The sequence below is a fragment of the Marivita sp. genome (assembly GCF_020055675.1).
Lineage (GTDB): Bacteria > Pseudomonadota > Alphaproteobacteria > Rhodobacterales > Rhodobacteraceae > Marivita.
In genome coordinates, this window is record NZ_JAIPUS010000003.1 from 88,179 (window position 1) to 104,957 (window position 16,779).

The window sequence follows — 16,779 nt, forward strand, 5'->3', positions numbered from 1 at the left end:
CGGTGGCCGGCAGTTTGGCAGGAAACGCCAAGGTGTCAAACCAGTTGCCGACAGGTCCGGCCCCTTGGGTGCATGGCGGCGATCCGCAGGCAAGGGCGGGGTCGCAGGATGCCGCATTGCGCGGGCGCCGGCTTGGCTGCACACTCTTGCAAAACGCAGAATGAGGTGGGCAGAGCGATGCAGATGAACCGACGCATTTTCGGGTTGGGGCTCATTGGCCTTGGCCTATCCGCCTGTTCGCGCAGCGGACCCGGCCCGTCCGGCACGGCAACAGGTTTGCCCGCCAATTTGCGGCCTGTGCCGAACGGCGCCTATGACAACTGGGTGGCCGCGTTTCAGGGGCGCGCCGCGGCGCAGGGGATTTCCCGATCCACGCTTGTGGCGGCATTCCGGGGCACCGGATACCTGCCCGGCGTTGTCACGCGCGACCGCAACCAGACCGAATTCACGCGCAGCCTTGAGGATTATCTGTCCATCGCGGCCTCGGACGAGCGGGTCCGGAAGGGCCGCGCCGCCTTTGACCGCCACCGTGGCACGCTCAATGCGCTGGAGGAGCGCTACGGCGTCGATGCCCGGATCCTCTGCGCGATATGGGGGCTGGAGAGTTTCTATGGCGAACGACGCGGACAGGTGCCGGTGATCTCGGCGACCTCGACGCTGGCGTTTGACGGGCGGCGTGGACGTTTCTTTGAACAGCAATTGATCGCGGCGCTGAAAATTCTCAAAAATGGCGATATTCCCGCCGCGCAGATGACCGGAAGCTGGGCTGGCGCGATGGGACATACGCAGTTTATTCCGACCTCTTACCTGCAATTCGCCGTCGACTATACCGGCGATGGGCGGCGCGACATCTGGTCAGATGATCCGACGGATGCACTGGCCTCCGCGGCCGCGTACCTGCAACGCAATGGCTGGACGCGGGGCCTTGGCTGGGGCAGCGCGTCGCCCAACGGGTCACTGCAGCCGCAGCCCGGGGGACCACGCTTTGCAACCACCTCGAATTTCCGTGTGATCAAGCGCTACAACAATTCCGATGCTTATGCGATCGGTGTCGGGCACCTGGCCGACCGGATCGGTGGCGCGGGGCCGCTCCGCGCGCGCTTTCCACCCGATGCCAACGGCTTGACCAAGGCGGACCGGGTCGCGTTGCAAACGCGTTTGACCGAGCGGGGCTTTGATACGCAAGGCGTGGACGGGGTCATCGGACCGAATACCGAAACCGCCATCCGCGCCTATCAGAGCAGTCGCGGCCTGCCGGTGACGGGAACGCCGTCGCAGGCGCTGTTGCAAAGCTTGCGTTGAGCCATGCTGCGCCTGTTTCGATGGGTGCGGTCGACGGTGGTCCTGTTGTGGCTTTGCGCAGCCTTGGCGGTCAGCGTCGTGACCCTTGGCCTGCACGCGCTGACGTTGTCGGCCCAGGTTGCTGCAGTGTCCGCCAGCGCATCGGCTGCGGCAGTGCGCCACCGCAAGGAAATGGCCCGGGCCGTCGCGCGCGCCAAGGCCAAGGCGCGGTTGCGGCGCCTGGTCGTGGCCGTGCCGTTCGTCGGTGGCGGGGCCGCGCTGGCCTTCGAGACGCAGGATTTCCGGGCGTGGCAGGACAGCAATCCCGAGGGAACGGTCGGCGACTATTCCTGCGAGGTGGCGGAGTTGAGCGCCGAGGTTGTGGACGAGGTCTTGCGGGATCTGCCGGACAGCGTGCGACCGTCACGTGACGTGGTTCTGAACAAATTGCCGGACTGTGCGGAGCTGGAGTGACGACGCCTTTTCGAGGGCGCCCAAATTATGTGCAGCAAGGCGAATATAGCCCAATAATCATGCACGCAGGGCTGGCGTGCGGGTCGAGACGCATCCGACTCATCTCATTTCCTGCCCAGATGCGTAAGCCGGGTTCAAACGGCCCCGCATGACGGACGACAACTGACACCCATGACGCATCTGACCGCTCTGCCAACCTTTCCGCCACGCGCCCACGGCAAGATGCACATTGCCGCCAAGCTGCGCGATGCCGCTGCGTCGGTATTGGCGGATTTGCATCAGACCGGATCGGCCAAGGTACTTGTGACCCCGGCCCGCGATGCAGTGGAGGGAGTGATACTCAACACCTCCGGCGGGTTGACAGGCGGGGACACGTTCTCGGTGTCGGCCGAGGCACGGCGCGATGCGCGGCTGCGGCTGACCACCCAGGCGGCGGAGCGCGTGTATCGCACCGCCGATGACAGCACGGCGCAGGTGCGCACCCGTCTGGTCGCGGACCGGGGCGCGCGGATTGATTGGCTGCCGCAGGAAACGATCCTGTTCCAGAACGGTGCGTTGTGCCGGTCGCTTCATGTCAAGATGGCGGATGACGCCCGTGTGTTGATCGTTGAACCAGTGCTGTTCGGACGTCTTGCCATGGGCGAGGTCGTGACCCGGGCGCGGTTCGCCGATCGTATCTCGATTGACCGGGGCGGCGAGCCCTTGTTCCGCGACGCCAGTGCCCTGAACGGCGATATCGCGACGGCGCTCGATCGTCCGGCACTTGGCGCTGGTGCGCGTGCGATGGCACTTGTGGTGTTTGCCGCGCCGGAGGCCGAAGCGCACCTGGAACCGATGCGCGCGATGCTGCCGAAAGCGGCAGGCGTGTCGCTGGTGCAGGACGGTCTGCTGGTCCTGCGCGCGCTGGCGGCGGATGGCCTTGCATTGCGCCGGACCCTGCTCCCTGTTCTGGACAGGCTGAGCGATGACACCCTGCCGCGATCCTGGAGACTGTAAGGCATGAATCTGACCCCCCGCGAAAAGGACAAGTTGCTTGTCGCCATGGCCGCCGAAGTGGCGCGCAAACGGCTGGCCCGTGGCGTGAAGCTGAACCATCCCGAGGCGATTGCGCTGATCACCGATACGGTGGTCGAAGGCGCGCGCGACGGCAGGTCCGTGGCCGACATGATGCAGGCCGGGGCGCAGGTGATCACCCGCGACCACTGCATGGAGGGTGTGCCCGAAATGATCCACGAAGTGCAGGTCGAGGCGACGTTCCCAGACGGCACCAAGCTCGTGACGGTGCACAATCCGATCCGGTGAATTTGCATGTTTGTCAAAGAGAAGAAGCGAAGAGGTATGACCATGAAAAACTGTTTTGCTTTGGCTGCGGTGGCATTGACCTGGGCGTCTGCCGCCATGGCACATCCCGGCGCGCATGTGCATCCACATGATGGCGCGCATTGGCTGACGGTGGTTTCCGCGCTTGGTCTCATCGCCGTGGCCGGCGGGCTTGCCGCCGCGCGCTTGCGGGCGCGCAAATGATCCCCGGAGAACTGTTCCCGGCGGAAGGCTCGCTGACCCTGAACCCCGACCGCAAAGCGATCACGCTGATGGTCGCCAATACCGGTGATCGTCCGGTGCAGGTTGGCAGCCATTATCATTTCGCTGAAGCCAACCCGGCGCTGGAGTTCGACCGGGATGCGGCGCGCGGGCATCGCCTTGATATCGCACCGGGAACGGCGGTGCGGTTCGAACCGGGACAACGCCGCGAGGTGCAGGTGATCCCCTTGGTGGGCGCCGGTCGTGTGATCGGTTTCAATCAACAGGTCATGGGAGCGCTTTAGGATGGCCAGGGGTGTAATGCCGGTCGAGTATTGGTCCAACGCTGTGCAGATCGGCCTTGTAAAGGCACAGGCGCAGGGCGTGATTGCGATGCGCCTGTTGGGGGCAATGGGCGTTTGGTCCGTGCCGCCCTCTGAAAACAGCCGGATGCTGACCGAAAAACTCTTTGCCTTTTCAAAGGGCGGTCAGGACGCATCGCGGGCCGCATGGGCGGGCGAAAACGCGGATGTCATCGCATCGGCGGCGGTCAAGCCGATCCGGCAGAAGATCCGCGCCAACCATCGCCGCCTGACGAAACGTGGGATCAAACGGAAATGATATGCCAGTAGAGATCAAACGCGCGGAATATGCCGCCATGTTCGGACCCACCGTGGGCGACAAGCTGCGGCTGGCCGATACCGACCTGGTGATCGAGGTGGAACGGGACCTGACTGCCGAGGCTGTCGGGACAGCGACCGTTGCTGGCAGCGGCAGGAATGCCCTTGTCTATGGAGAAGAGGTCAAGTTCGGAGGCGGCAAGGTGATCCGCGACGGCATGGGCCAGAGCCAGGTGACGCGCGCCGAAGGGGCGGTGGACACGGTCATCACCAACGCGCTGATCGTGGATTATACCGGCGTCTACAAGGCGGATGTCGGCCTGCGCGACGGGCGCATCCACACCATCGGCAAGGCGGGCAATCCCGACACGCAACCGGGCGTCGACATCATCGTCGGGCCCGGCACCGAGGTGATCGCGGCCGAGGGGCGCATCCTGACAGCGGGCGGCTTCGACAGCCATATTCATTTCATCTGCCCACAGCAGATCGAGGACGCGCTGCATTCCGGCCTGACCACCATGCTGGGCGGCGGCACCGGCCCCGCACACGGCACTTTGGCCACCACCTGCACGCCGGGTCCCTGGCATATCGGGCGCATGTTGCAAGCCGCCGATGCGTTTCCGATGAACCTCGCCTTTGCGGGCAAGGGCAACGCGTCGCTGCCTGCTGCACTGGAAGAACAGGTCAAGGCGGGGGCCTGTGCGCTTAAACTGCACGAGGATTGGGGCACCACCCCGGCCGCGATCGACTGCTGCCTGAGTGTCGCCGACGCGATGGATGTGCAGGTGATGATCCACACCGACACCCTGAACGAAAGCGGCTTTGTCGAACACACCGTCAAGGCCATGAAGGGCCGCACGATCCACGCTTTCCATACCGAAGGGGCAGGGGGCGGGCACGCGCCGGACATCATCAAGATCTGTGGCGAAGAGCACGTCCTGCCGTCCTCGACCAACCCGACGCGGCCTTTCACGGTGAACACGCTGGAAGAGCATCTCGACATGCTCATGGTCTGTCACCATCTCGACAAATGCATTCCCGAGGACATCGCCTTTGCCGAAAGCCGTATCCGGCGCGAGACCATCGCGGCCGAGGATATCCTGCACGACATGGGGGCGTTTTCGATCATCGCGTCTGACAGCCAGGCGATGGGCCGGGTGGGCGAGGTGATCATTCGCACCTGGCAAACCGCCGACAAGATGCGCAAGCAACGCGGGCGGCTGGCCGAGGAAACCGGCGAAAACGACAACATGCGCGTCCGTCGCTATATCGCGAAATACACGATCAACCCGGCCATCGCGCATGGTATCAGCCAGCACATCGGCAGCATCGAGGAAGGCAAACGCGCCGACCTGTGCCTCTGGAACCCGGCGTTCTTTGGCGTGAAACCCGATATGGTTCTGCTGGGCGGCACCATTGCCTGTGCCCAGATGGGTGATCCCAACGCGTCGATCCCGACGCCGCAACCGGTTTATTCGCGGCCCATGTTCGGGGCCTACGGGCGCAGCGTCGAACACTCTGCGGTGGTCTTCGTGTCCGAAGCGGCGCAGGCAGATGGCATCGGCGACACGCTTGGCATCGCCAAGAAAACGCTGGCCGTGCAGAACACGCGCGGGATCGGAAAGTCTGACCTCAAGCTGAACAGTGCCACCCCCAAGGTCGAGGTGAACCCTGAAACCTACGAAGTGCGCGCCGATGGCGAATTGCTGATCTGCGAACCCGCCGAGGTCCTGCCGATGGCGCAGCGGTATTTCCTGTTTTGATGCGGGCCGGTCCAAGGGCATGCACGTCGCAACGCGGCCTGATGCGCCTGGTCGGTCGCGTCACATCGCTAACCTGAGAAGTCCCAGATGCTCACAGCCTCTACCTACCACCCCCACACCCACGGCACCCCTGCCGACACGATTTCCCTAAGCTACGAGTCCCGCTTCCTGCGGCGGCGCGTTCTGACCACCGATGGCGGCCTGTCCTTCCTGCTCGATCTGGAACAGACCACATCGCTCGATCAAAAAGGCGCGCTCAAACTCGGGGACGGGCGCGAGATCGAGGTGATCGCCGCCCCGGAACCGCTTCTGGAGATCACCGGTGACGATCTCGTCCGCCTTGCATGGCACATCGGTAATCGCCACACGCCGTGCCAGGTTGAACAAACCCGCCTGTTGATCCAGCCCGATCACGTGATCCGTGACATGCTGGGAAAGCTGGGTGCCACGGTGATGGAACGTGTCGAACCGTTCACCCCCGAAGGAGGCGCGTATGGTCATGGACGGACCCATTCGCACGCCCACTGACCCGGTCCTGACGCTGGCGCAATGGTTGTCGCCGGGCTTTCCCATCGGGGCCTTCGCCTATTCCAGCGGGCTGGAGCAGGCGATTGCCGACGGGGTCGTCACGCCCGCAACAGTGGAGGATTGGCTGTCGGACATGCTGCGCGACGGAAACGGGATGGTCGACGCGATCCTGATCCGGGTTGCGGCCCATGCGGTCAATCCAATCGAGGTGGACCAGATTGCGCGGGCCGTCTGCCCCAGCCGCGAACGTCTGCTGGAGATCGACGCGCAGGGGGCGGCCTTTTGTGCCCAACTGCGCGCGACCTGGCACGTCGAGGCGACGGGCCTGACTTATCCTGTCGCTCTTGGAGTCGGTATCCGCCAACTTGACCTGCCGCTGACGCTTGCGGTGCAAATGTACCTGCATGCCTGGGTGAGTGCCGTGGTCGCCGCCTGCCAACGCCTGATGGCGCTGGGCCAGACCGAGGCGCAGCGGATCGTCGCCGCCCTTGCGCCGCTTTGCTCGGACGTCGCAAGGGCAAGCAAGGACAAGACCCTGAACGATCTGACAAACCAGAGCTTTGCCGCCGATATCGCGGCAATGCGTCACGAAACCCTCAGCCCAAGGATTTTCCGCACATGACCTCCCGCAATGGACCCTTACGCGTTGGTATCGGCGGCCCGGTGGGGGCCGGGAAAACCTCGCTCACGGCGGCGCTCGCCAAACGGTTGAAAGAGACTCATTCGGTGGGGGTGATCACCAATGACATCTACACGCAGGAAGACGCCGAAGCGTTGATGCGGATGCAGATCCTGCCGCAGGACCGGGTGATCGGGGTGGAAACCGGCGGCTGCCCGCACACCGCGATCCGCGAGGACGCGTCGATCAACCTTGCCGCCGTGGCCGAGATGGTCAAACGCCACCCGGATGTCGAGGTCGTATTGATCGAATCGGGTGGCGACAACCTGTCGGCCACCTTCAGCCCGGAACTGGCCGATGTGACGCTCTATGTGATCGACGTCGCGGCGGGAGAGGAGATCCCGCGCAAGGGCGGCCCGGCGCTGACCCGGTCGGACATCCTGGTGATCAACAAGACCGATCTTGCCCCGCATGTCGGCGCGTCCCTCGACGTGATGAAGCGCGACGCGACACGAGTGCGCAACGATCGGCCCTTCGTCTTTGCGTCGATACGGCAAGAGGACGGCGTTGATGCCGTCCTGACGCATTTGAAAGACCTGAGTGGTCTTTAAGGTCTTGTCATCTGGACGCGGTATGTTTGCCAAATGTATGCAAGATATGTATTTTCTGGATATCGAGTGCATTTTTAACAACAAGTAACGGTGGGGCATGGCCGAAACTGGCAAACAAATCGCGGCATTGCCAATGCGTTGGAAAGACAACGGCGATTTCCGGGTGCTGATGGTCACCTCGCGGGATACCGGGCGCTGGATCATGCCGAAGGGATGGACCATGGATGGCAAAAAGCCGTGGACTGCCGCCGAGATCGAAGCGCTGGAAGAGGCGGGCGCGGTTGGCTATATCGGGCAGGATGTGATCGGCACCTACACCTACAAGAAGAGGCTTGGCGATGGCAGCTCGCTGAAATGCGAGGTCGATGTCTATCCGATGGTTGTCGAAAAACTGAAGCGCAATTGGAAAGAGCGCGGCCAACGCAAGCGCCGTTGGTTCAGCGCCAAGGATGCAGCCAAGCGTGTGAGCGAGCCGAAGCTGGCAAAACTGCTCAAGAGCCTGTCGAAAAAACCAGCCAAACAACCGGTGATCCGAGACTTCCTCAAGGCGTCTTGAACACGGTCAAATCCACGAAAGCGTGGAATAAACCATCTGCCCGCGTTTTTTCGCGACTCAATCGACCGGCAGTCCGCTTGGCACCCTGTCGGGCCGTCCCAGAGGGCGGTCCAGGGCCGTTTTACCGGTCAGGCTTTCGAGGAACGCCACGATATCGTCGACCTCTGCCTCGGAGAGCGTCACGGGGCGGGTATCGAGTGTTGCCGCCTGTCGTGCCATTTCGAAACGGTCGGACCGGATCACGAAATCAATCTCGTGCAGCCATGAAATTTCGGGCAGTTTTGCCTGTGCCGGGGTCCAATCGGCCCGTGCCTTGGCCGGGTCGGCCATGTGACGCACCATATCGCGCAACGAGGTGTAGGCCCCGTTATGCCCGTAAGGCGCGGTCAGCGCGACATTGCGCAGCTGCGGTGTGCGAAAGCGGTAGGCGTCTTCCAGATCGTCGGTCGCGCCCATGCGCCCGACGTCGCGCGGGACCGGATCCCAGCGGCGCGTGCGGCCGGGGCCAAAGGCGGGCAGCGCCATCGCGTGGAAATCCTGATCGCTCAGCAGCGGCCCATTGTGACACTGCGCGCAGCCTGCCTTGCCAAAGAACAAGTGCCGCCCACGCTCGGCATCGGCAGGCAGCGGGGTTCCATCGGTCAGGAACGCGTCATAGGGGCTATCGTAATTTGCCCACTCCGTTCCGATAAAGGCCGCCAGTGCATTTCCGATCTCGACAATCGTGACATCCTCGGGCCGGTCGATATGGTCGAATGCCGCAACGAACATGGCGCCGTATTCGGGGATCGTGCGCACCCGCTTGGCGAGGATCGGCCAACCCAGATCGATCCGGTCGGTCACCGCTCCGATCACGGCGTTTTCGCCAACGTTGCCAGCCATTTCGAACTGCGATGCCATCGGCAAAAGCGCCTGCGCGGCCAGCACCGTTTCAAGCCCCTGTGGCAGCCATTCTTCCGCCGGGCTGTCAAAGCCATTGCCGTAGATATCCGACACCTCCAGCCGTCCATCGTGGAAAAGGGTGTCCACGTCCTTGTGTCCAAGGTTCCACAGCGCCGGCGCGTTGCGCGGTATGCGCTTGGCAATGCGGTCCGCGCCATCGCCGGGCGTGCGGTCCGGACCAAGGCCGCGGCCCCCCTCACCGATGCCGAGCGACAGACCGTCAGTGCCCCCGAGATCGTGATGATGGCAGGTGCCGCAGGAAATATTCCTGTTGCCTGCCAGGATCTTGTCGTAGAATAAAAGCTGGCCCAGTTTGGCCTGACCCGCGTCGAAATCGATGAAATCCTCGGCAGTGATCGGCTCGGCCAGGGCCATCCGGGCGCCGAGGCACAAAGGGAAGAGCAAACCAAGATGAAGCCGAGCGGATGGTTGTTTGTTCTGTGCACGTTTGCGGGACCGGCCCTTGCCGATATCGAGGACGCGCGCGACCTGATGGAGGAGGGGCAGTTTGCAGAAGCGCGCGAGGCGCTCTGGCCTGCGGCGCGCTCGGGCAATGCCGAGGCCGAGGAACTGATCGGTGTGATGTACGCGCTGGGTCTGGGGGTCGAGCAGGACTATGTCCGCGCCTTTGACTGGTACCTGCGGTCCGCGATGAAGGGCCATGCGGGCGCGCAATCGGGTGTCGGATGGTATTACGAGACCGGATTGGGCATGCCCGCCCCCGATCTCGTGCGGGCCTTCCTCTGGTACCAGCTGAGCACGATCGGCGGCGACCCCGACGCGGCGGTCTCGGTCGAGGAGGTGGTCAAGAAAATGACACCGGAGCAGATCGAACATGCGCAAACGCTCGTGGATGATTACCGGGTCTGGCTCTACCCGTTTCGCTGAGTTTTGCGAATTGTCCTGCCACAGGCAAGTGGCGGAATTTGGGCGCCGGCCCCCAGAAGGCTGTTGCTTTTGATGTCGGACCCCGAAACCCGTGTCATTTCCTGTCGCATGAGGAAAGAGGGTCTGTCCCGGCGGCGCAAGACCCGCGTGTCGTGAGAACTGGCAGAGATCGTCTGGGCGGGTTATGCAATGCAAAGATCAGAATAGGGAGAGCGACTCATGAGCAGGCTGGACGCAAAATTTGCGCGGCTGGGGGCCGAGAATGCACCGGGTCAGGAAGCGCGCCAGACCGGCGACGATCTGCAATCGGTGATGCGTGGGGATATCCTGCCCGGTGTGCCGGTGGATTTTTCGCATGGTGACGTGGATGCCTTTACGCCGACACCGGGTGCCCGTGACGCATGGGAGGCCGGGTTCGCGACAGGGGGCGCGCAGGCCTATACCGAGTATCGTGGCGCGGCTGATCTGCGCGAGACCGTGGCAGCCAGCCTGGCCGCCTTTACCAACGCACCCGTCGATCCGGTGGACGAGTTGATCATCACGCCGGGCACGCAAGGCGCGTTGTTTCTCGCGCTTGGGGCGGTGGTGGACCAGGGCACCAAGGTCGTGGTGCTGGAGCCGGACTATTTCGCCAACCGCAAGCTGGTGACGTTTTTCGGTGGGGAGATCCTGCCCGTGACATTGCACTATCAGGACAGTGCGGCAAAGAACGGTCCCGATCTTGGCCAGTTGGAAGACGCGTTTGCGGCAGGGGCCGAGGTGCTTGTCTTCTCCACCCCGAACAACCCGACGGGTGTCGTGACGCCCGAGGCGTCGATCCGCGAAATCGCGCGGCTGGCGGCGCGGCATGGTGTGACGGTGATCGTGGATCAGCTTTACTCCCGGCTGCTTTACAGCGGTGAAAGCTTTACCCATCTGCGCGCCTGTGCAGACCGGCCCGAAAACGTGATTACGATCATGGGGCCGTCGAAGACGGAATCGCTCAGTGGCTTTCGCCTTGGCGTCGCCTTCGGGGCGGCAGCCTTGATCGACAGGATGGAAAAGCTGCAAGCCATCGTGTCGCTGCGCGCGGCCGGTTATTCGCAAGCGGCGCTGCGGACGTGGTTCCATGAACCGAAAGGCTGGATGCAGGAGCGCATCGCGCAGCATGAGGCGATCAGGGACGATCTTCTGGCCATCTTCCGCGACGCCGGGTTCCCGACCGCCTGTCCGCAGGCAGGAAGCTATCTGTTCCCGAAACTGCCGCAGCTGGTCGTGTCGCCCGAGGAATTCGTGCGGCTCTTGCGGATACAGGCCGGGGTGACAGTGACGCCGGGATCGGAGTTCGCGCCGCATACCGCGTCTAGCGTGCGGCTCAATTTTTCGCAGGATCACGCGGCGTCGGTGGCGGCAGGGCACCGGATTGTCGAAATGACCCGGCGGTACCGCGCATGAGGGTCGGGATTGCCGGAATAGGCGCCATTGGCATGCGCGTGGCGCTGGAACTGGATCGCGGCACGATACCGGGCTGCTCTTTGACCGGTATCTGTGCGCGCAGTGATGCGCGGGCGGCCGAGGCCAACGCGGCATTGTCGCGGGCGGTGCCGGTCTATGCTTTGGACGAGATCGCTGCACATGCCGATATCGTGATCGAAACCTTGCCGCCGGGGCTTTTCATGGATTTGGCGCGACCCGTCATCGAGGCCGGCAAGGAACTGGTTGTCCTGTCGGCAAGCCAACTACTGGGCCAGCAAGCCCTGTTCGATCTGGCCGAGACCACGGGCGCGCGGATCTCTGTGCCGTCGGGCGCGATGTTGGGGCTGGACGCGATCAAGGGTGCCGCGGTGGGCGAATTGCATTCCGTGGTAATCGAGACGCGAAAGCCCGTGGCGGGCTTGGTCAAGGCGCCATATGTCGTGGAAAACAAGATCGATCTTGGCCATTTGTCCGAGCCGTTTCTGGTTCTTGGCGGTACCGTCAGCGAGGTTGCGAAGGTGTTCCCGGCGAATGTGAACGTGGCGGCAGCGGTGAGCCTTGCCGGGTTTGGGCCGGACTGCACGCGGATGGAGGTCTGGGCTGATCCGGCGCTGGAGCGGAATCTGCACACGGTGCGTGTGACCTCGGACAGTTCGGATTTCACCATGGAGATCCAGAATCGGCCGAGCGATGAGAACCCCGCAACGGGCAAGATCACCGCGCTCAGCGTCATCGCGATGCTTCGGCAAAGGTCTGCGGTGCTGCGCGTCGGGACCTGAGGCGTCGATAAAGGCGGCATCGCCGGCGTCGCTTGGCCAGCCGGGACAAAAAGCGGGACGCCCGCTGCCGACTTGCGCGGGGTGCGGCTTGGTTGAATGCACCGGGGCGCTGGCTTAGACCCGTCACTGCTCTAGCTCGTCGGACATGGGCAGGGACCGCAAGGAGAGAAAATATGAGCGATGATTTCAACATGTCGATGCGCAAGTTCCTCAAGCAGGTCGGGGTGACGTCCCAGCAGGTCATCGAAGAGGCGATGCGCAACGCCGACATCAGCGGCAAGACATTTGACGCGAAGGTTGTGCTGACGATTGATGAGCTTGACCTCGAACATGTCGTGACCGGCAAGATCACCGGACAGGACTGACCGTGGCCATCGAGAGAGAGGCGGTCATTGCCGCGCTGAAATCCGTGACCGATCCGGACTCCGGCAAGGATATCGTGTCTGCCGGCGTTGTGCGGGCGCTGCATGTGGATGGCGACGCGGTGCGTTTCGTCGTCGAGGTGGCAGAGGACCGGGCCGAAGCCTATGGCCCTGTGCGGCAGGCGGCCGAGGACGCGGTCAAGGCACTGGGCGTCACATCTGTGTCGGCAGTGATGACCGCTCATTCCGCGCCCAAACCGCCGCCGGATTTGAAAGGCGGGGCCAAGTCGAAACCGGCAGGCCCCGAGAAAATTCCCGGCGTTGACCGGATCATCGCGATTGCCTCGGGCAAGGGGGGCGTGGGCAAGTCCACCGTGTCGGCGAACCTTGCCTGCGCGTTGGCGGCAGAGGGCCGCAAGGTCGGTCTTCTTGACGCCGATGTCTTCGGCCCCAGCCAGCCGCGCATGCTGGGTGTGTCGGGTCGTCCCGCCAGCCCTGATGGCAAGACGATCCTGCCGATGCGCAATTTCGGCGTCACCATGATGTCCATCGGGCTGATGGTTAACGAAGGCCAGGCGGTCGTCTGGCGCGGCCCGATGCTCATGGGCGCTTTGCAGCAGATGTTGATGCAGGTGCAATGGGGCGCTCTGGATGTCCTGTTGGTGGACCTGCCACCGGGCACCGGTGACGTGCAGATGACGCTGGCACAGAAGGCCCATGTGGATGGCGCCATCGTGGTCTCGACGCCGCAGGACGTGGCGCTGCTCGATGCGCGCAAGGGGATCGATATGTTCAACCAGATGAACGTGCCGATTGTCGGGCTTATCGAGAACATGTCGACGCATATCTGTTCGAATTGCGGCCACGAGGAACACATCTTCGGTCACGGTGGTGTCTCGGCGGAATCCGCGAAACTGGGCATACCCCTGCTGGCCGAGATCCCGTTGCATATAGATATCCGGACCTCATCCGATGACGGCACGCCGATCGTCGTGTCGAAACCCGACAGCCCGCAAGCCGGGGCGTTCCGTGATCTTGCCCGCACACTGGTGGCCGCTGAACGCGCATAAGCCCCGGACCGGGTGTCCCGCGCAGGCGGGGGCGGCAAACGCAAGGGACGTGCAGCCCGGACCGGGACGGCGCATCACCGCTTTCGACCCCGTCTTTGCGCGCGCAGGACCCTTTCCAAGGGGCTTGCAGGTCAGGGCCGGGGGGACGACACATCCGCCACGTCGCGCGATGGCATCTCGCCTGAAATCTCGAGGATCAGTTTGCGTTTCACCGCGTCGGCAAACGACGCGCGATCCTCGGCCGTCACGACGAAGGCGCCCAGCCCGCCAATGATCTGCGCCTCGTATTGCGCTTCCAGCCCGCCTTGCGCGCGGCCGGGGTCGTCGGGACGCAGGATCGGCAAGGCGTTGATTGTCACGCCAGCGGCGACAACCGTGTCGCGCGCCTCGGCGATGGAGGGTCCGGAATAGCTGCGCGCGGAATCCCCAGAAAAGTCGATCACCCGCCGCCAGCCGTCGAATTCATTGGTGTCCATCAGCCGCAACCCTTCGATCAGCGCGGCACCGATGGCGTTGCGGCCGTAAGCCTGTCGCGGTTTGTTCAGCAATTCTGCGGCGAAATCGGCTGCGCTCTGCGGCCCGTCGATCCGGCGCCAGTCGGCGACAACGGCCTGGTTGGCGGCCCATTCGACATAGGTCACGGCGATCGAGCCATAGGCCGTATCGGCAATGGCAGCGAGCACCTCGGGATCAGTGATCGCCTGCGCGTATCCCTGGCGCTGAAACTCGATCTCGCGCTGGTCGATGGAGCCGGACGCATCGGCCAGCAGAACCAGCTCAAGATCGGTGTCCTGCGCCCGAAGGGGCGGTGCGAGACAGATCAAACAGATCAACACATACCGCATCGTCGTCTCCCGTGCATCCGCCACAAAGGTTAGCCTGCCTGACGGAAACGACAAAGCGATTGATCCCGATCAACGCGGGTTTTTGTCACGGCGCCTAGAATTGCCCGTGTTTCAGACAGAAGGAGAAAGCCCATGCGACGATCCACTGCCTGCCTTATCGCGCTGTGTCTGTCGGCAACGGCCCTGCCAGCGCAAGATGCTGACCAAGGGCGCGCGTTGTACCAGACGCATTGCGCAAGTTGTCATGGTGCCGATGCCGAGGGGCAGGGTCCGTTGGCCCCGGCGCTTGTCTTGCAACCGATCGACCTCACCACGCTTTCCAGCCGAAATGACGGTACATTTCCATTGGAGCGGGTTCTCAAGCGGATCGACGGGACAGACCCACTTGTGAGCCATGGATCCCCGATGCCGGTGTTCGGGCCGTATTTCGAGGGGGTTGCGAATGTACCGATGAAACTCGCCGATGCTCAGCCCATCCTTGTTCCGCAACCGATGGCCGATCTGGTTGCTTACCTGATGTCGGTTCAATCTGACTGAATGGCACGTTGTATGTAGCCAAGATTTCAGCATGTCCACCCCGTCTGACATCTCTGTGAGACGGGCGTTTCCACGGCTCCATTCCTCCTACTTGTTGATGCGTGAGACAACGCAGGCTGCAATTTGCACAGCAACGAACCTGTGTGCACGCAGCAACATGAAGAATGTTCAGGAGCAGAATAATGCCATTCATGATGAAACGCCGACAGCTTTTAATGACCGCAAGCGCTGCAACAGCGGCAGCCTTGGCACCGCGACGGGCCTTCGCGCAGCAGACGCTGGACGTCGAAATGCTGAACCGCCACCCCGAAGAGCGGATCAATATGGTGTTCTACCCGGACATCATCGTGGCACAGCCCGGTGACACCCTGCGTTTCATCCCCACTGACCGGGGGCATAACACGGTATCTGTTGACGGGATGCTGCCCGACGGGGCCGACGACTGGCGCGGCGGGATCAATGAAGAGGTCGAACTGAACCTCCAGGTGCCAGGGTTCTACGGATACGTGTGCCAGCCGCATGTGTCGCTTGCCATGGCGGGTATGATTGTCGTCGAAGGCGACGGCAAGATGGACAATTACGAAGCGGCGAAATCCGTCAGCCACAGGCCGCGTCGCCTGCAAGACAAGTTCGACGCCCTGTTTGAACAGATCGAAGCGGACGGTCTTGCGGCCACGTAAACCATCGGCTTGAAAATGCGGGTCCTGCAAAATCAAAAGCCCCGCATATCGCGGGGCTTTTGCGTCTTTTCATATCGACCTGCGGTCAATCAATTCGGAATGTCGCCGGTGATGCCTTCGATGTAGAAATCCATGCCCAGCAACGTGCCGTCCTTGGCCGTCTCGCCCTCGGCAAGCCATGCGGATCCGTCCTGCTTGTTGATCGGGCCGGTGAAGGGATGGTATTCACCGGTTTCGATCGATGCGATCAGGGCTTCCGCCTCGGCCTTCACGTCATCGGGAATCGCGTCGTTCATCTCGCCGATCACGACCTCCCCTTCGGGCATGCCGGCCCAGCTGTCGATCTGCTCGTAGGTGCCGTCCATCAACTGGCCCACGCGCTTGATGTAATAGGGCGACCAGTCGTCGATGATCGACGCGATGCGCGGTCCCGGTGTGCCGTCCTCGTTGGTCATGAAGGCCGCCATGTCGGATGCCTGGCCAAAGCCCCATGCAGAGCCATCTTCCTTGCCGATTTCCGCCAGAGGCGCGGTTGAATCGGTGTGCGCGGTGATCACGTCAACGCCCTGATCGAGCATCGCACGCGCCGCGTCGGCCTCTTTCGCCGGGTCGAACCAAGTGTAGGCCCATGTCACGACCAGTTCGACCTCCGGGTTCGCCAGCTTGGCGTGATGATAGTAGGAATTGATGCCCATGATCACCTCGGGGATCGGGAAGGACCCGATATAGCCGATCTTGTTGGTCTCGGTCATCTTGCCAGCAATGTGGCCCACCACGGCGCGGCCTTCGTAGAAGCGCGCGTTATAGGTCGACACGTTCGGATGCTCGCGCTTGTAGCCGGTGGAGTGTTCGAACTTCACATCCGGGAACTTGGCCGCGACGTTGTTGGTCGGGTCCATGTAACCGAAGGACGTGGTGAAGATGATGTCACAGCCCGACAGCGCCATCTGGGTGATCACACGCTCGGAATCGGCGCCTTCCGGCACACTTTCCTGATAAGCAATCTCGACGGCATCGCCGTATTCCTCTTGCAAGGCCAGCGCGCCCTGGTGGTGCTGATAGGTCCAGCCCCCGTCCCCGATGGGGCCGACATAGACGAAACAGGCTTTCGTCGGATCGTCTTGCGCCATGGCAGGCGCGCCGAGGGCCAGCGTCAGGCCGGCGGCGGCCGTCGCTAGAAGTGTTCTGCGGATCATAGTGTTACTCCCGGTTGGTGAGGCAGCAGATGCCCCGTTGGTTGTGATGCGC

22 protein-coding genes are annotated in these 16,779 nt (G+C 62.9%); 19 read left to right on the forward strand and 3 right to left on the reverse strand.

Annotated elements, in window-relative coordinates; all coding sequences use genetic code 11:
* The first annotated feature begins 177 nt into the window (after positions 1-177).
* The 12 genes from LCF59_RS03470 to LCF59_RS03525 all read left to right on the forward strand — a co-directional run bounded on the left by LCF59_RS03470 (position 178) and on the right by LCF59_RS03525 (position 7,973).
* The gene (locus tag LCF59_RS03470) at positions 178-1,302 is read left to right on the forward strand and encodes a lytic murein transglycosylase (RefSeq protein ID WP_292285617.1); all 1,125 of its coding nucleotides are present in this window, start codon (positions 178-180) and stop codon (positions 1,300-1,302) included.
* Positions 1,303-1,305: 3 nt separating this feature from the next.
* The gene (locus tag LCF59_RS03475) at positions 1,306-1,755 is read left to right on the forward strand and encodes a hypothetical protein (RefSeq protein ID WP_292285619.1); all 450 of its coding nucleotides are present in this window, start codon (positions 1,306-1,308) and stop codon (positions 1,753-1,755) included.
* A gap of 171 nt (positions 1,756-1,926) precedes the next feature.
* Entirely contained in the window at positions 1,927-2,751 is an 825-nt protein-coding gene (locus LCF59_RS03480; RefSeq protein WP_292285621.1) for an urease accessory protein UreD, read from the forward strand.
* Positions 2,752-2,754: 3 nt separating this feature from the next.
* The gene (locus tag LCF59_RS03485; protein ID WP_292285622.1) at positions 2,755-3,057 is read left to right on the forward strand and encodes an urease subunit gamma; all 303 of its coding nucleotides are present in this window, start codon (positions 2,755-2,757) and stop codon (positions 3,055-3,057) included.
* Positions 3,058-3,099: 42 nt separating this feature from the next.
* On the forward strand, positions 3,100-3,279 hold the full coding sequence (locus LCF59_RS03490) for a hypothetical protein (RefSeq protein ID WP_292285624.1): 180 nt from the start codon (positions 3,100-3,102) through the stop codon (positions 3,277-3,279).
* Positions 3,276-3,581, forward strand: coding sequence for an urease subunit beta (locus LCF59_RS03495; protein ID WP_292285626.1), 306 nt, complete (start codon positions 3,276-3,278; stop codon positions 3,579-3,581). The genes LCF59_RS03490 and LCF59_RS03495 overlap by 4 nt, the downstream gene beginning before the upstream one ends.
* 1 nt (position 3,582) lies before the next feature.
* Positions 3,583-3,897, forward strand: a complete 315-nt coding sequence (locus LCF59_RS03500; RefSeq protein WP_292285628.1) for an antifreeze protein — start codon at positions 3,583-3,585, stop codon at positions 3,895-3,897.
* Between the two features lies 1 nt (position 3,898).
* Complete coding sequence (gene ureC, locus LCF59_RS03505; RefSeq protein WP_292285630.1) at positions 3,899-5,659, forward strand: urease subunit alpha; 1,761 nt, start codon at positions 3,899-3,901, stop codon at positions 5,657-5,659.
* 87 nt (positions 5,660-5,746) lie between these two features.
* Positions 5,747-6,187, forward strand: coding sequence for an urease accessory protein UreE (locus tag LCF59_RS03510; RefSeq protein WP_292285632.1), 441 nt, complete (start codon positions 5,747-5,749; stop codon positions 6,185-6,187).
* Entirely contained in the window at positions 6,159-6,809 is a 651-nt protein-coding gene (locus LCF59_RS03515; protein ID WP_292285634.1) for an urease accessory protein UreF, read from the forward strand. Before LCF59_RS03510 ends, LCF59_RS03515 begins: the two co-directional genes overlap by 29 nt.
* A complete protein-coding gene (ureG, locus tag LCF59_RS03520) occupies positions 6,806-7,417 on the forward strand; it encodes an urease accessory protein UreG (protein WP_292285636.1) in 612 nt (203 codons plus the stop codon). The genes LCF59_RS03515 and ureG overlap by 4 nt, the downstream gene beginning before the upstream one ends.
* A gap of 133 nt (positions 7,418-7,550) precedes the next feature.
* Positions 7,551-7,973, forward strand: a complete 423-nt coding sequence (locus tag LCF59_RS03525; RefSeq protein ID WP_367273343.1) for an NUDIX hydrolase — start codon at positions 7,551-7,553, stop codon at positions 7,971-7,973.
* Between the two features lie 57 nt (positions 7,974-8,030).
* On the opposite strand, the gene LCF59_RS03530 is transcribed toward LCF59_RS03525, so the two are convergent.
* Positions 8,031-9,290, reverse strand: coding sequence for a cytochrome c peroxidase (locus LCF59_RS03530; protein WP_292285640.1), 1,260 nt, complete (start codon positions 9,288-9,290; stop codon positions 8,031-8,033).
* Positions 9,291-9,326: 36 nt separating this feature from the next.
* On the opposite strand from LCF59_RS03530, the gene LCF59_RS03535 reads away from it, so the two are divergent.
* From LCF59_RS03535 to LCF59_RS03555, 5 genes are all read left to right on the forward strand, one after another.
* Positions 9,327-9,803 carry a tetratricopeptide repeat protein gene (locus tag LCF59_RS03535; RefSeq protein ID WP_292285642.1) on the forward strand — a complete coding sequence of 159 codons (477 nt, stop codon included), beginning with the start codon at positions 9,327-9,329 and terminating at the stop codon, positions 9,801-9,803.
* 219 nt (positions 9,804-10,022) lie between these two features.
* The gene (locus LCF59_RS03540; protein ID WP_292285644.1) at positions 10,023-11,237 is read left to right on the forward strand and encodes a pyridoxal phosphate-dependent aminotransferase; all 1,215 of its coding nucleotides are present in this window, start codon (positions 10,023-10,025) and stop codon (positions 11,235-11,237) included.
* On the forward strand, positions 11,234-12,037 hold the full coding sequence (locus tag LCF59_RS03545; protein WP_292285646.1) for an aspartate dehydrogenase: 804 nt from the start codon (positions 11,234-11,236) through the stop codon (positions 12,035-12,037). The genes LCF59_RS03540 and LCF59_RS03545 overlap by 4 nt, the downstream gene beginning before the upstream one ends.
* Before the next feature lie 173 nt (positions 12,038-12,210).
* Complete coding sequence (locus LCF59_RS03550; protein ID WP_292285648.1) at positions 12,211-12,402, forward strand: DUF6494 family protein; 192 nt, start codon at positions 12,211-12,213, stop codon at positions 12,400-12,402.
* Between the two features lie 2 nt (positions 12,403-12,404).
* Positions 12,405-13,469, forward strand: coding sequence for an Mrp/NBP35 family ATP-binding protein (locus tag LCF59_RS03555; protein ID WP_292285650.1), 1,065 nt, complete (start codon positions 12,405-12,407; stop codon positions 13,467-13,469).
* A 131-nt stretch (positions 13,470-13,600) separates the two neighbouring features.
* Here LCF59_RS03555 and LCF59_RS03560 read toward each other — a convergent pair whose 3' ends face one another.
* Positions 13,601-14,314, reverse strand: coding sequence for a DUF1194 domain-containing protein (locus LCF59_RS03560; RefSeq protein ID WP_292285652.1), 714 nt, complete (start codon positions 14,312-14,314; stop codon positions 13,601-13,603).
* 132 nt (positions 14,315-14,446) lie between these two features.
* On the opposite strand from LCF59_RS03560, the gene LCF59_RS03565 reads away from it, so the two are divergent.
* Together LCF59_RS03565 and LCF59_RS03570 are read left to right on the forward strand one after the other, a co-directional pair.
* A complete protein-coding gene (locus LCF59_RS03565; protein WP_292285654.1) occupies positions 14,447-14,851 on the forward strand; it encodes a cytochrome c in 405 nt (134 codons plus the stop codon).
* 182 nt (positions 14,852-15,033) lie between these two features.
* Complete coding sequence (locus tag LCF59_RS03570) at positions 15,034-15,531, forward strand: plastocyanin/azurin family copper-binding protein (RefSeq protein ID WP_292285656.1); 498 nt, start codon at positions 15,034-15,036, stop codon at positions 15,529-15,531.
* Between the two features lie 89 nt (positions 15,532-15,620).
* Here the strand turns inward: LCF59_RS03570 and LCF59_RS03575 are convergent, their stop codons facing one another.
* Entirely contained in the window at positions 15,621-16,727 is a 1,107-nt protein-coding gene (locus LCF59_RS03575) for a BMP family ABC transporter substrate-binding protein (RefSeq protein WP_292285658.1), read from the reverse strand.
* Positions 16,728-16,779: the final 52 nt, after the last annotated feature.

Bases quoted from the DNA above. Each gene is read 5' to 3' on its own strand.
- LCF59_RS03470 (WP_292285617.1), top strand. From the start codon at position 178: ATGCAGATGAACCGACGCATTTTCGGGTTGGGGCTCATTGGCCTTGGC.
- LCF59_RS03475 (WP_292285619.1), top strand. From the start codon at position 1,306: ATGCTGCGCCTGTTTCGATGGGTGCGGTCGACGGTGGTCCTGTTGTGG.
- LCF59_RS03480 (WP_292285621.1), top strand. From the start codon at position 1,927: ATGACGCATCTGACCGCTCTGCCAACCTTTCCGCCACGCGCCCACGGC.
- LCF59_RS03485 (WP_292285622.1), top strand. From the start codon at position 2,755: ATGAATCTGACCCCCCGCGAAAAGGACAAGTTGCTTGTCGCCATGGCC.
- LCF59_RS03490 (WP_292285624.1), top strand. From the start codon at position 3,100: ATGAAAAACTGTTTTGCTTTGGCTGCGGTGGCATTGACCTGGGCGTCT.
- LCF59_RS03495 (WP_292285626.1), top strand. From the start codon at position 3,276: ATGATCCCCGGAGAACTGTTCCCGGCGGAAGGCTCGCTGACCCTGAAC.
- LCF59_RS03500 (WP_292285628.1), top strand. From the start codon at position 3,583: ATGGCCAGGGGTGTAATGCCGGTCGAGTATTGGTCCAACGCTGTGCAG.
- ureC (WP_292285630.1), top strand. From the start codon at position 3,899: ATGCCAGTAGAGATCAAACGCGCGGAATATGCCGCCATGTTCGGACCC.
- LCF59_RS03510 (WP_292285632.1), top strand. From the start codon at position 5,747: ATGCTCACAGCCTCTACCTACCACCCCCACACCCACGGCACCCCTGCC.
- LCF59_RS03515 (WP_292285634.1), top strand. From the start codon at position 6,159: ATGGACGGACCCATTCGCACGCCCACTGACCCGGTCCTGACGCTGGCG.
- ureG (WP_292285636.1), top strand. From the start codon at position 6,806: ATGACCTCCCGCAATGGACCCTTACGCGTTGGTATCGGCGGCCCGGTG.
- LCF59_RS03525 (WP_367273343.1), top strand. From the start codon at position 7,551: ATGCGTTGGAAAGACAACGGCGATTTCCGGGTGCTGATGGTCACCTCG.
- LCF59_RS03530 (WP_292285640.1), bottom strand. From the start codon at position 9,290: ATGGCCCTGGCCGAGCCGATCACTGCCGAGGATTTCATCGATTTCGAC.
- LCF59_RS03535 (WP_292285642.1), top strand. From the start codon at position 9,327: ATGAAGCCGAGCGGATGGTTGTTTGTTCTGTGCACGTTTGCGGGACCG.
- LCF59_RS03540 (WP_292285644.1), top strand. From the start codon at position 10,023: ATGAGCAGGCTGGACGCAAAATTTGCGCGGCTGGGGGCCGAGAATGCA.
- LCF59_RS03545 (WP_292285646.1), top strand. From the start codon at position 11,234: ATGAGGGTCGGGATTGCCGGAATAGGCGCCATTGGCATGCGCGTGGCG.
- LCF59_RS03550 (WP_292285648.1), top strand. From the start codon at position 12,211: ATGAGCGATGATTTCAACATGTCGATGCGCAAGTTCCTCAAGCAGGTC.
- LCF59_RS03560 (WP_292285652.1), bottom strand. From the start codon at position 14,314: ATGCGGTATGTGTTGATCTGTTTGATCTGTCTCGCACCGCCCCTTCGG.
- LCF59_RS03565 (WP_292285654.1), top strand. From the start codon at position 14,447: ATGCGACGATCCACTGCCTGCCTTATCGCGCTGTGTCTGTCGGCAACG.
- LCF59_RS03570 (WP_292285656.1), top strand. From the start codon at position 15,034: ATGCCATTCATGATGAAACGCCGACAGCTTTTAATGACCGCAAGCGCT.
- LCF59_RS03575 (WP_292285658.1), bottom strand. From the start codon at position 16,727: ATGATCCGCAGAACACTTCTAGCGACGGCCGCCGCCGGCCTGACGCTG.